The organism is Shewanella sp. WXL01, from assembly GCF_012263345.1.
Lineage (GTDB): Bacteria > Pseudomonadota > Gammaproteobacteria > Enterobacterales > Shewanellaceae > Shewanella > Shewanella maritima.
Map to the genome: position 1 here is coordinate 261,483 of NZ_JAAIKQ010000004.1, position 13,179 is coordinate 274,661.

The 13,179-nt window shown below is 45.6% G+C and carries 9 protein-coding genes; 8 read left to right on the forward strand and 1 reads right to left on the reverse strand.

Annotated features, from left to right (window positions below):
• Positions 1–206 precede the first annotated feature (206 nt).
• From G3R49_RS12680 to G3R49_RS12715, 8 genes are all read left to right on the forward strand, one after another.
• Positions 207–1,781 carry a glycoside hydrolase family 43 protein gene (locus G3R49_RS12680; RefSeq protein WP_167869914.1) on the forward strand — a complete coding sequence of 525 codons (1,575 nt, stop codon included), beginning with the start codon at positions 207–209 and terminating at the stop codon, positions 1,779–1,781.
• A gap of 41 nt (positions 1,782–1,822) precedes the next feature.
• Entirely contained in the window at positions 1,823–3,148 is a 1,326-nt protein-coding gene (locus G3R49_RS12685; RefSeq protein WP_167869915.1) for a glycoside-pentoside-hexuronide (GPH):cation symporter, read from the forward strand.
• Between the two features lie 246 nt (positions 3,149–3,394).
• Complete coding sequence (gene tkt, locus G3R49_RS12690; protein ID WP_130601001.1) at positions 3,395–5,389, forward strand: transketolase; 1,995 nt, start codon at positions 3,395–3,397, stop codon at positions 5,387–5,389.
• 143 nt (positions 5,390–5,532) lie between these two features.
• On the forward strand, positions 5,533–6,555 hold the full coding sequence (gene epd / locus G3R49_RS12695) for an erythrose-4-phosphate dehydrogenase (protein WP_167869916.1): 1,023 nt from the start codon (positions 5,533–5,535) through the stop codon (positions 6,553–6,555).
• A gap of 86 nt (positions 6,556–6,641) precedes the next feature.
• Entirely contained in the window at positions 6,642–7,817 is a 1,176-nt protein-coding gene (locus G3R49_RS12700) for a phosphoglycerate kinase (RefSeq protein ID WP_167869917.1), read from the forward strand.
• 421 nt (positions 7,818–8,238) lie between these two features.
• Entirely contained in the window at positions 8,239–9,303 is a 1,065-nt protein-coding gene (gene fba, locus G3R49_RS12705; protein ID WP_167869918.1) for a class II fructose-bisphosphate aldolase, read from the forward strand.
• A gap of 338 nt (positions 9,304–9,641) precedes the next feature.
• Positions 9,642–10,985 carry an MATE family efflux transporter gene (locus tag G3R49_RS12710; RefSeq protein WP_130601007.1) on the forward strand — a complete coding sequence of 448 codons (1,344 nt, stop codon included), beginning with the start codon at positions 9,642–9,644 and terminating at the stop codon, positions 10,983–10,985.
• A 434-nt stretch (positions 10,986–11,419) separates the two neighbouring features.
• Entirely contained in the window at positions 11,420–12,160 is a 741-nt protein-coding gene (locus G3R49_RS12715) for a YdiY family protein (RefSeq protein ID WP_130601009.1), read from the forward strand.
• A gap of 105 nt (positions 12,161–12,265) precedes the next feature.
• On the opposite strand, the gene G3R49_RS12720 is transcribed toward G3R49_RS12715, so the two are convergent.
• Complete coding sequence (locus G3R49_RS12720) at positions 12,266–12,904, reverse strand: response regulator (RefSeq protein WP_130601011.1); 639 nt, start codon at positions 12,902–12,904, stop codon at positions 12,266–12,268.
• Between the last annotated feature and the right edge of the window lie 275 nt (positions 12,905–13,179).

The following is a 13,179-nucleotide window of genomic DNA, read 5'->3' on the forward strand; positions in this document are numbered from 1 at the left end:
TAGAGATAAAAAGCAGCGAAGGCTGCTTTTTTTGTACCTGTATTTCTATGTGCTCAAAAGCTCAAACCGATTATCTTCACCACAAAGATGTTGACGAAATGTTATTTGTGCAATATGTTGTTTGAAGTTCAATGTTAGCGGTAACATTGGGCGTTATTACCAATTAGATTTATTGATTAGGTTTATTCACTTTAAGGACAACAGCGATGGTTAATCCTATTTTGCCCGGTTTTCACCCTGACCCAAGCATAGTGCGTGTGGGCGAGGATTATTATGTCGCTGTGTCTACATTTGAATGGTATCCGGGTGTACAAATCTATCATTCGACTGATTTGGTTAACTGGCAACTGGTTGCTCGGCCACTCAATCGCGCCGCACTATTAGATATGCGCGGCGCACCAGACTCATGCGGGGTTTGGGCTCCATGCTTAAGTTATGACAATGGCAAGTTTTACCTGATTTACACTGACGTAAAACGCTTTGATGGTAATTTTAAAGACACGCCAAACTACCTTACCTGTTGCGACACCATTGATGGTGAATGGAGTGAGCCAGTTTATTTAAATAGCAGTGGTTTTGACCCATCTTTGTTTCACGATGACGATGGTAAAAAATGGTTGCTGAACATGATTTGGGATCACCGCCCAGATCGCACCTTCTTTGGCGGCATTGTATTGCAGCAATACGATGAACAAGCTAAAGCCTTGGTTGGTGAGCGCAAACTCATTTTTAAAGGCAGTGAGCTTGGCTTTACTGAAGGGCCGCATTTGTACCGTCACAATGGCTATTACTATTTGCTCACCGCAGAGGGGGGCACTGGCTACAATCATGCCTGTACTATGGCTCGCTCAAAAAGCATTTTTGGCCCTTACGAGTTAGACCCTAATGACCATATCGTGACCTCAAAAGATGCGGCGCACCATCCGCTGCAGCGCAACGGCCATGGCGACATAGTGCAAGATGAGCAGGGCAACTGGTATTTAGTGCACCTCACCTCAAGGCCACTGGCCAACGGCCGCAGCCCACTGGGGCGCGAGTCAGCCATAGAAGCCATTCGTTACACAGATGATGGTTGGTTTAGACTTGCCAGCGAAGGGCAGTTAGCTCAGCTCACGCCGCCTGGGCTAACTAGCTCGCCTGCACGTGACTATTCGCACTATGAAGATTTCAGTGGCTCGCAACTGCCGCAAGCTTTTCAATGGCTGAGAACGCCTTATCCTGAGAATTTCTACCGTATTGCAGATAGCAAACTCATCTTAAAAGGCAAGCAGTCGCTAGGTAACAGTTTTGAGCAAGCCTTGATCGCAAGACGTCAGCAGCACTTTAATTTTACCGCGCAAACCTGCGTTAGCTTTTACCCTGACAGTTTTCAGCAGCAGGCGGGGTTAGTGTGTTACTACAACAGCCATAAATTCCATTATCTGTATTTGTCTTTTGATGAGCAACTTGGCTTTCACCTTGATGTGATGAGTTGTCTGGGCGATCAAAGCTTAAGCGCACACTTCCCTATTTTTGATGACCGCATTGCCATTGAGCGCGGCGCGAAAATACACCTGAAAGCCGTGGTTGCGGGAATGCAGCTAGAGTTTGCCTACTCGCTTGATGGGAATACATGGCACAGCGTCGCTAAGCTTGACTACAGCATTATTAGCGATGAAGCAGGAAAAGGTGAGGGAGCGAACTTTACCGGCGCCTTTGTTGGCATGTGTTGTCAGGATTTAACTGGGCGTGATTTCGAAGCCGAGTTTGATTACTTCAGTTATCAAGAAGATCACGCATAGCGGTGCACAGTATCTAAAAAAACAATAACAAAGGTATACCAATGCTAACTGTCAGAGAAAAGGTTGCTTATGGCCTAGGGGACACCGCCAGCAATATTGTATTTCAGGTTGTCGTCAATTTTATGGTGTTCTTCTACACCGACGTATTTGGCATTTCCGCTGCGGCTGCAGGTACTTTAATGTTAGCCGTGCGCATGCTAGATGCCGTGACCGATCCTGTGATGGGTGGGCTTGCTGATCGCACCCGCTCTCGCTTTGGTCGCTATCGTCCTTACTTACTGTATTGTTCAATTCCTTATGCCATTTTGGCCGTGCTTGCTTTTAGCACGCCTGATCTATCAGAGAATACCAAGTTAGTTTATGCCTATGTAACTTACGCAGCCTTGATGACAGTTTATACCGTTATCAATATTCCTTATGCGGCCTTGGGTGGTGTGTTGTCAGATGACCCTAAAGAGCGCGCCTCGATTCAGTCTTATCGGTTTGCACTGGCGATGACTGGCGGCGCAATCGTCACGGCGTTGACCTTACCTATGGTTGAATACTTTGGCAATGGTGATGAAGCTTATGGCTTTACTATGGCGCTAGGCGTGTTATCTGCCTTTGCTGTTGTGTGCTTTCTAGTTTGCTTTGCCTTTACCAAAGAGCGTACTGAGCAAAATACTAGCCGCAGTCAAGTTACTGCCAGTATGTGGCAAGATCTCGCGTCACTTAGACATAACGAGCAGTTTTTAATGTTACTGGGTGCAGCGTTTTTCTTGTTAGTGCTGGTGTCGATGCGTGGCGCGGTTGCGCCCTATTATGTGACTTACTTTTTAGGTCGTGAAGACTTAGTCAGCACCTTTATCACCTCGGGAATGTTGGCCTCGTTAGCGGGTGCGTTGGCGACCATGTGGTTGAGTCAGCGAGTATGTAAAGTAAAGCTATTTCATTGGGGGACGCTAGGCATCATAGTGTTCCATGCGCTGATGTATTTTGTGCCAGCCGATCAGCTGTTGCTTTGTTTTGCATTAATGATGATTGCACAGTTCTCACAAATGATTGTGGTGCCACTAATGTTCTCTATGGTGCCAGATACAGCGGACTACGGCGCGCTCAATACAGGCCGGCGGATCATGGGTATGAGCTACTCAGCCCATTTGCTGGCAATTAAGTTTGGTCTCGCCATAGGCGGAGCAACCGTAGGTTGGCTATTAAGCTACTTTGGCTATGTTGCTAATGCTGAGCAAACCCCGCATGCACTGCACGGTATCGTGCTGATCTTCACGTTAGTTTCAGCAGTGTGTGGCATTGGCGTTTATTTGAGTATGCGCAGCTACCGACTGACTGAGCAAAATATGTTGCAATTAGTCGAAGCTAACCGGTAATTGAGCTGCTTACGGTTAATCTTATTGAGGTTTGTGCGCATTAGTGGCGACAAATCGTAGATAAAGGTTAGCTAACTCAACAAACTAGGTGAAAATTTCCCAATTAGGCAAATTTAAATTTGCGTCCACTAGGGCATTTAGGCGAAAATATGCCCCCGAAAATTGCTATAGCGAAAGGATCGCCGCGCATGTCGGAGTCCTTTCTCTAGTGCTAAAGAAAATACCTCAATTCAAGCAGGAGAGAGCATGTCATCTCGTAAAGAACTCGCAAACGCTATCCGCGCTCTGACTATGGATGCCGTACAAAAGGCAAACTCTGGTCACCCAGGCGCTCCAATGGGGATGGCTGATATTGCCGAAGTGCTATGGAACGACTTCTTAAAGCACAACCCAAACAACCCTGAGTGGGTTGATCGTGACCGCTTTATCTTATCGAACGGCCACGGTTCGATGCTTATCTACTCTCTACTGCACCTAACTGGCTACGCACTGCCAATTGAAGAGCTTAAAAACTTCCGTCAGTTGCACTCTAAAACGCCAGGTCACCCTGAGTATGGTTACACCCCAGGTGTTGAAACCACTACAGGCCCACTAGGCGCTGGTATCAGTAACGCTGTTGGTATGGCGATTGCTGAGAAAACACTAGCAGCACAGTTTAACAAGCCAGGCCACGATATTGTTGACCACTTCACATATTGCTTCCTAGGTGATGGCTGTTTGATGGAAGGTATCTCGCATGAAGCTTGTTCTTTAGCAGGTACTTTAGGTCTTGGTAAGCTGATTGCTTTCTGGGACGACAATGGTATTTCTATCGACGGTGAAGTAGAAGGTTGGTTCACTGACGACACGCCTAAGCGTTTTGAATCTTACGGCTGGCACGTAATTGCTAACGTTGATGGTCACGACAGCGATGCGATTGCTAAAGCGATTGCGCAGGCGAAATCTGTAACTAACAAGCCAACGATGATCTGCTGTAAAACGACTATTGGTTTTGGTTCACCAAACAAATCAGGTAGCCACGACTGTCACGGCGCACCATTAGGTGATGCTGAAATCGCAGCGGCACGTGAGTTCCTAGGTTGGAATCATGACGCATTTGAAATCCCAGAAAACGTATACGCGGGTTGGGATGCAAAAGATGCAGGTAACACTGCAGAAAGCGCTTGGAATGACAAGTTTGCTGCTTATGAAGCTGCGTACCCAGCAGAAGCGGCTGAATACAAGCGCCGTGTAGTGACTGGTGAACTGCCAGCTGAATTTGAAGCAAAAGCTAATGCCTTCATTCAAGAGTGTCAGGAAAAAGGCGAAGCCATTGCGAGCCGTAAAGCATCACAAAATGCTATTGGCACCTTCGGTGCTATCTTACCTGAACTACTAGGTGGCTCGGCTGACCTTGCAGGTTCTAACCTAACGCTTTGGTCTGGCTCTAAAGGTATTCAAGATGACCCTGCCGGTAACTACATCTTCCACGGTGTACGTGAATTCGGTATGAGCGGTATCATGAACGGTATCTCACTACATGGCGGTTTCATCAACTATGGTGCTACTTTCATGATGTTCATGGAGTACGCGCGTAACGCAGTACGTATGTCGGCGCTTATGGGTCTACAAAACATCTTCGTATACACCCATGACTCTATTGGTCAAGGTGAAGATGGCCCAACTCACCAACCGGTTGAGCAGCTAGCTAACCTACGTATGACGCCAAACATGACTGTATGGCGCCCATGTGACGCAGCTGAAACTGCTGTTGCTTGGAAAGCAGCGATTGAAAACCGCAAAGCACCAACGTCTTTAGTATTTAGCCGTCAAGGTTTGCCTGCGCAGCAACGCAGCGGTGAGCAACTAGCAAACGTAGCTAAAGGTGCATACGTGATTGCTGATTGTGAAGGCACAGCTGACCTAATCTTGATTGCAACAGGTTCTGAAGTGCAACTAGCACTAGACTCAGCCAAAGAGCTGACTGCACAAGGTCAAAAAGTACGTGTGGTTTCTATGCCATCAACTAACGTATTCGACAAGCAAGATGCGGCTTACAAAGAGTCTGTACTTCCTGCTGCAGTAACTAAGCGCGTGGCGATTGAAGCGGCGCACGTTGATTTCTGGTACAAGTACGTTGGCTTTAATGGCGCGGTTGTCGGTATGACCACCTTTGGTGAGTCTGCTCCAGGCGGCGAGCTAATGAAGCACTTCGGCTTTACTGTTGAAAACGTAGTAAATACGGTTAAAAGCCTAGGTTAATTGCCAAGCTAAATAATCGCTAAAAGCCTTATTTTGTTAGCGACAGCTTGATGCAAATTTAGCGTTAGTCTGTATAATAGCGGCCAGCATGCAAATGCTGGTCGTTTTTTTATCTGCATTTTTACTCACTTGATGGAACGTGAATGATCCGGGTCGCAATTAATGGTTATGGTCGTATAGGCCGCTCTATTCTCCGCGCTTTGTATGAGTCGGGGTTGCGTCATCAAATTCAAATTGTCGCTATCAATGAGTTGGCAAAGCCTGAAGCTATTTGCCACCTTACCCAGTACGACACCACTCATGGCCGTTTTCAAACGCCGGTTAAGCTCAAAGACAATAATCTCGTGATTGGCGATGACGTCATTGAACTGTTCAATGAAGCAGATGCCAGCAAACTGCCTTGGCACAAGCTAGATATTGATATTGTTTATGAAGCCTCTGGCGCGCTCGCCTCGCGCAGTGACTGTGAAGCTCACGTTCAAGCGGGGGCAAAACAAGTGCTTGTAAGCCACCCATCTTCAAGCGATGTCGATGGCACTATCGTTTATGGCGTGAATCATGACTTACTCAAAGCTGAGCATACCGTGGTGTCTAACGCCTCATGTACCACTAACTGTGTGGTACCAGTGCTAAGCATTTTAGATGAGCACTTTGGGGTTAAAAGTGGTGCGATTACCACTATCCACTCTTCAATGAACGATCAGCAGGTAATTGACGCCTATCATGATGACTTGCGCCGCACCCGTGCAGCTGGGCAGTCAATTATTCCAGTAGATACTAAACTTGCCCGTGGTATTGAGCGCATTTTGCCGCACATGCAAGACATGTTTGAGGCGATTTCGGTAAGAGTGCCGACCATTAATGTTACCGCGATTGACTTGTCAGTAACCCTTGATAAACAGGTCGATATTGAAAAAGTAAACAGCGTTTTAGAGCTGGCGTCTTATGGCCGCTTTAACGGTATTTTAGGTTACACAGATGCGCCGCTAGTATCGTGTGACTTTAACCATGACCCACGTTCAAGTGTGGTTGATGGTACCCAAACCCGTGTTAGCGCTGGGCATTTGGTGAAACTATTATTATGGTGTGACAACGAGTGGGGCTTTGCCAATCGAATGTTAGACACCAGCTTGGCGATGATCCAAGCTAAACGAGCAGCCCAATAGAAAATGAATTCAAAACAAAGCGCCTTCGTTACGTCGGCGCTTTGTTATAAAAGCTTTATTTTAAAACTACGAAGGAAAGGCTAATTATGGCAATTATCAATATGAGTGACTTAGATCTGCAAAATAAGCGCGTGCTTATTCGTGAAGATCTAAACGTACCTGTGAGTGACGGCAAGGTCACCAGTGATGCACGTTTACGCGCATCACTACCAACCATCAAGCTAGCGTTAGAAAAAGGCGCTGCAGTGATGGTGATGTCGCACCTAGGCCGCCCAACTGAGGGTGAGTTCAATGCTGAGTTCTCAATGCAGCCAGTCGTTGACTACCTAAATGATGCCCTTGATTGCCCAGTGACATTAGCGAGTGAATACCTAGAGGGTGTTGAAGCAAATGTTGGCGAAGTGGTTGTTTTTGAAAACGTACGTTTCAACGTAGGTGAGAAGAAAAACGACGAAGCACTAGCTAAAAAATTAGCCGCACTTTGTGACGTATACGTAATGGATGCCTTTGGCACCGCGCACCGCGCGCAAGCATCGACTCATGGTGTTGGTCTACACGCACCAGTTGCATGTGCTGGCCCATTACTAGCTGGTGAGTTAGCGGCATTAGGCAAAGCACTAGATAACCCAGCGCGCCCTATGGTAGCGATTGTGGGTGGCTCAAAGGTATCGACTAAGCTTACGGTACTTGAAAGCCTATCAACTAAGGTTGACCAGTTAGTGGTTGGTGGCGGTATTGCCAATACCTTCGTTGCGGCGGCAGGTCATAAAGTGGGTAAGTCTTTATTTGAAGCCGATCTAGTTGATGAAGCAAAACGCTTAGTGGCCAATGCACAAAGCCGCGGCGGTGACATCCCTGTACCTACAGATGTTGTGGTTGCTGGTGAGTTTAGCCCAACGGCTGACGCAACGCTTAAGAGCGTGACTGAGGTTGCTGACGAAGACATGATTTTCGACATTGGCCCAGATAGCGCTGAAGCACTGGCTAAAATCATTGAAGCCGCTGGCACAGTAGTTTGGAATGGCCCAGTTGGTGTATTTGAATTTGACCAATTTGGTGAAGGTACTAAGCGCATCGCTCAAGCGATTGCAGACTCAAGTGCGTTCTCAATTGCAGGCGGTGGTGACACCCTAGCAGCGGTAGATAAATATGATATCGCTGACAAAGTTTCCTACATTTCTACTGGTGGCGGCGCTTTCCTAGAATTCCTAGAAGGCAAAGAGTTACCAGCAGTAGCAATGCTAGAACAACGTGGCAACTAGGGTCTGTTGACCTTTCAAGATTATTTTTGCAGCAGCTTGTTGGAAATTTATACAAGGCAACGACTTTGATGTGTGGTTGTTCCACATGATAAGTCGTTAACGCAGTAGAAATGACAACAAGCGCTGCCTGAAAGGTTCGTTTAAAAGCACTTTACTCTTTGTTGCGAGCGAGTTCGTGTAGGTGACTAGACGTCATCGCTCACGCCGCGATTAAAGTGCTTTTAAAATCGAACAAAATCTAATCAGTAAAGGTCAATAGACCCTGTGCTACGAGTACAAAATTATAATAATTAAATAAAAACCGTCGATTAGCCGCTTAAAGGGTGAGGGGAACTTAACGCTTTAAGCGCTAAATCGATATAAAAATCAATCCAAGCGATAGCGACCTAGGTGAGAAATCACCCTATTATTGGAGAAAAAAATGGCTCTTATCTCTCTACGACAAATGCTTGATCATGCTGCTGAGCATGGTTACGGCGTTCCTGCGTTTAACGTTAACAACCTTGAGCAAATGCGTGCAATTATGCAAGCAGCTGAAGCGACTGACAGCCCGGTAATCGTACAAGCATCAGCTGGTGCACGTAAGTATGCGCGCCCTCAGTTCCTTAAATACCTTATGAACGCGGCGCTTGAGCAGTACCCAGATATCCCTGTATGTATTCACCAAGACCATGGTACCGACCCTGACATTTGTCAGCGTTCAATCCAGCTTGGTATGTCATCAGTTATGATGGACGGCTCACTAATGGCTGACGGTAAAACGCCAGCATCTTATGAGTACAACGTAGACGTAACGCGTCGTACAGTTGCTTTCGCGCACGCTTGTGGTGTGTCGGTTGAAGGTGAAATCGGTTGTCTAGGTAGCCTAGAAACGGGTATGGCAGGTGAAGAAGACGGTGTTGGCGCAGAAGGCGTACTTAGCCACGATCAACTGCTAACTACCCCTGAAGAAGCTGCGCGCTTTGTTGCTGATACTCACGTAGACGCACTAGCGATTGCTATTGGTACTAGCCACGGTGCATACAAGTTCAGCCGTAAGCCTACCGGTGACGTGCTACGTATCGACCGCATCAAGGAAATCCACGCACGTATTCCTAACACTCACCTTGTAATGCACGGTTCATCTTCAGTGCCACAAGAGTGGTTAGAAATCATCAACCAGTATGGCGGTGCGATCCCTGAAACTTACGGTGTACCACTAGAAGAAATCGTTGAAGGTATCAAGCACGGTGTACGTAAAGTGAACATCGATACCGACCTACGTCTAGCATCTACTGGCGCAGTACGTAAGTTCCTAGCTGAGAACCCAACTGAGTTTGACCCTCGTAAGTTCCTTAAAGCATCGATGGAAGCTATGGCTGACATTTGTACTACTCGTTACGAAGCGTTTGGTTGTGCGGGTATGGGTTCTAAGATCAAGCCTAAGTCGCTACAGGCGATGTACAAAGCTTACCAAGCTGGTGAGTTAGACCCACAAATCAACTAACCCTTGTTTGTGTATTGAGATTGCTTTTAGTTAAAAGCAATGTGAAAACCCGCAGGCTAAATGCGGGTTTTTTGTTTTTTAGAGAAGCTACAATCATCTACAACTGACATCAGATTAGTAGCAGCTTGCCCCACGCCTTTTTCGCCGCATATTGTAGGTTCCTCTGCTTCATCAAGCTGTATTAAAACTAAACAATACTATGAAATTATCACTTGTCTTGGTGATGTGATTGCTGCATTATTGCCGCCCTTTTTTCGCTCAACAAATCAGCAGATTTATATGGGCGCTTAATTGCCATAAGCACTTTAGTTTTTGACCCGAATTGGTACGAGAGATACATGCGCCCTCAGTCTGATAAACCATTATCACTATTCGCTTTAACCTGGCCTTTGTTCATTGATTTTGCGCTGCATTTTCTAACTGCGGCGCTTAATACCATGATGATAAGCCGAGTGTCGTATCAAGGCGTGGCGGCGTTGTCTGTGGGCAATATGGTGCTCGAGCTGTCAATTACCTTGTTTAGCTTTGTCAGTATTGGTGCCACAGTTGTGATGACTCAATATTTGGGGGCTAAAAATAAAGCGGCAGCCAGTCAGGTGGTGTATTCCGCTATGGGTTTCAACCTGCTGGTGGGCGTGGCTGCTGCGGCTGGAGTATTGCTGGGTGCAGGTTTTATCTTGCAACTAATGAATTTGCCTGAGGAGTTGATTGCAGATGGCAAGTTATACCTGCAAATTGTTGGTTTATGTTTAATACCTGAAGCGATGGCGATGTGTATTGCTGCGGCCATGCGCGCCCATGGTTTCACTCAGCAGGCGATGTGGGTTACCTTGCTGATGAATATAGTCACCTTTGGCGGTAACTTGCTGCTGTTATATGGGTGGTTTGGTCTACCACAAATGGGCGTAGCAGGTGTTGCTATTAGCACTGTAGTTGGGCGTTTGTTGGGCATAGCGTTAATGGTGTACCTGTTCTTGTATTACACCAAAATTCCGTTGAAATTGAATGAGATTCTTCAGCCTAAAAAAGACATGCTTGCTAAGGTGTTTCATATCGGTTTACCGGCAGCAGGTGAAAACGTGTCTTGGATGCTCCAGTTTATGGTGGTGACCTCATTCGTTGGCTTGATGGGTGATAAAGCCTTAGCTGCACAGTCGCTATATTTTCAAATCTGTATGTTTATTTTGTTGTTTGGTTTATCAATTGGTATTGGTAACGAGATCATGGTGGGGCACTTAATTGGTGCTAAACGATTCAACTGCGCCGAGAAACAGATGTACCGTGCTTTAAAAATCGGCTTAGCGTTGACCACCTTGGTTGCCGCATTAGCAGCCTGGTTAGGTGGCGGTTTAGTGGCGTTATTTATTGACGATAACGACATCTTGTTGATGGTCGGACAGTTGTTTTTGCTCACCTTGGTTATGGAGCCCGGGCGAACTTTTAATTTGATAGTGATAAATGCACTAAGGGCCAGTGGCGATGCTCGTTTCCCATTCTTTATGGGGTTGTTTTCTATGTGGTGTATCGCGGTGCCCGGGGCGTATTTCTTCGGTGTTTACCTCGATATGGGTTTAGTCGGTATTTGGATAGCGCTAGCGATTGATGAGTGGACTCGCGGCCTTGCTATGTTGTTGCGCTGGCGTACAGGGTTATGGCGAAGCAAGAGTTTGATTCATGCCTAAGCTTGCAGCAAGGCTGCAAGCGTGGATTCGTTTAGAGTAAATAACCTATTCGTATGCTTTATCAATAGGGCCTGTTGCTCTTTCAAGATTATTTTTGCAGCTGCTTGTTGGAAATTTATACAAGGCAACGACTTTGATGTGTGGTGGTTCCACATGATAAGTCGTTAACGCAGTAGAAATGACAACAAGCGCTGCCTGAAAGGTTCGTTTAAAAGCGCTTACGTTCGTAGCTAAGAGCTCTGCGTTGTGAGCCACTTGTTTAGTTGACTAAACTGTATAGCTCGCGTCTTGATTAAAGTGCTTTTAATTCGAACAAATTCTAATCAGCAAAGAACAACAGGCCCTAGTAGTTTTTCAATTTGTTATTCAAAATGTTAGTATTCGGTTCGATTTTTGGGGCGATTAGAAACATTTGTAATTAAAGGAATGATGACATGAAAAAACTGCTACTTGCTGCGGCGATTTCTTTTGCGATGCCGTTTGCTGCTCATGCAGGCGCAGACTTTGTTGAAGGTGACAAAACTTGGGCTGGTGAAGCTGAGCTAGGTGCGACGCTAACAACAGGTAACACTGACACTTCTTCTTTAAAAGGTCGTTTAGGTCTTAAGCATGAACTAGGTAACTGGGAAAACCAGTACGTACTAGAGGCGCTATATAAAGAAGATACAGATGTCGTTACTGCTGAGCGCTATTATGGCGGTATTCAAGGTGATTACCAGATTAACGACAACAGTTATGTGTTTGTTAATACTAACTTAGAAAAAGACCCGTTCACCGGTTTTGACTACACCTCTAAGTCTGCAGCGGGTTATGGTCATAAATTTGTTGATAATGGTACAACCCTGTTTAAAGCTGAAGTCGGTCCTGGTTACATTTACCAGCGCTTAGATGATGAGTCTGCTATAACCGAAGGCGTTGAGTCAAAAGACAGTATAGTTGCGCATGCGGTAATGAACTTTTCTCATAAAATTAGTGACACCTCAACCTTCAAGCAAGAGTTTATTGCTGACTGGGGTGAGAAGTTAGACGGTCGCTCTGAAACCTCTATTACTGCAAACATTGTTGGTGCATTAGCGATGAAGTTTGCGGTTGTTGTGCGTTACAACAGTAAACCAGTGGAAGGCAAGAAGAGCACTGATACAGAAACGAATATGACGTTACTTTACGCGTTCTAATCTCTGCTTAATTCGGGAACGATATGCAAAAGCTGACTTTAAGGTCAGCTTTTTTGTGGGTTGATGAAGATAAATCAATGCTTGAAGTTAGCTTGTTCGCGTTCATTAGATCAGCGGGCTAGTAATAATACGCTTGCTCTGTTTGTCCTGGGTTTGTTGCTTTGCCTCTGCTGGAAGATAGATGGTAAGTTTTGCCGCTAGCGCTTTAAAGTTAAGAGGTTTAAGCAGGTAGCCAGTAACGCCAGATTGAATAGCCTGCAGGATATGGGACTGTTCATTGTGGGAGCTTATGATGTACACGTCGGTCTCTAATAGTTGTTCGCTGACTCGAATGTCTTTAAGTAGATCTAAACCTGTTTTGCCTTCCATTTCCCAGTCAGTAAGCACTAACTGATAGGGTGCTTTTTTCTTAGCTGCATCGAGCAACATCGTTAACGCGCGCTCAGCGCTTTTCGCCATATCTACCTTGGTGAACCCCATTTCTACAAGTATTTTAGTCGTTACCTGTAGCATTGAGTCTGCATCATCCACTATTAATATTCGTGGCATGGAGTTTACGTGAGGCTGTTTATTGAGCTTATTTAGCATCATTTTGATTTTATTATGTACCGATACCAAATTGATCAACACCTGCTCTTGCTCTTCATCAAACTCATTTTCGCTGCAGGTGATCATGGCTCGTTGAGCATTAATTGACTCGACTAGTATTCTTTTTAAACAGTGCGCTTCTTTTTGTGTAAACATGCCGTTCTCTACAGGCTAAATATTAATCTATACAGCTGTTTTTACTCATGATTACAAAGTGTAACGTATGTAAAACAGTAAGCTGTGCGGATTGTTAGTGTATGAAAGGTAAAGCTTTTGTTAATTAAAGGTAGTAGATAATTTGTCAGTATGCTAGGCGGTAAAGCTGTTAACGCTAAATGAATTTTGTTAATTCAGTCTTGATCACACTTGGTATATATAGGATTGGATATACTTTGTCACAAGGTGTAATTGTTGTAATAAATAGGTATAAG

Bases quoted from the DNA above. Each gene is read 5' to 3' on its own strand.
- G3R49_RS12680 (WP_167869914.1), top strand. From the start codon at position 207: ATGGTTAATCCTATTTTGCCCGGTTTTCACCCTGACCCAAGCATAGTG.
- G3R49_RS12685 (WP_167869915.1), top strand. From the start codon at position 1,823: ATGCTAACTGTCAGAGAAAAGGTTGCTTATGGCCTAGGGGACACCGCC.
- tkt (WP_130601001.1), top strand. From the start codon at position 3,395: ATGTCATCTCGTAAAGAACTCGCAAACGCTATCCGCGCTCTGACTATG.
- epd (WP_167869916.1), top strand. From the start codon at position 5,533: ATGATCCGGGTCGCAATTAATGGTTATGGTCGTATAGGCCGCTCTATT.
- G3R49_RS12700 (WP_167869917.1), top strand. From the start codon at position 6,642: ATGGCAATTATCAATATGAGTGACTTAGATCTGCAAAATAAGCGCGTG.
- fba (WP_167869918.1), top strand. From the start codon at position 8,239: ATGGCTCTTATCTCTCTACGACAAATGCTTGATCATGCTGCTGAGCAT.
- G3R49_RS12710 (WP_130601007.1), top strand. From the start codon at position 9,642: ATGCGCCCTCAGTCTGATAAACCATTATCACTATTCGCTTTAACCTGG.
- G3R49_RS12715 (WP_130601009.1), top strand. From the start codon at position 11,420: ATGAAAAAACTGCTACTTGCTGCGGCGATTTCTTTTGCGATGCCGTTT.
- G3R49_RS12720 (WP_130601011.1), bottom strand. From the start codon at position 12,904: ATGTTTACACAAAAAGAAGCGCACTGTTTAAAAAGAATACTAGTCGAG.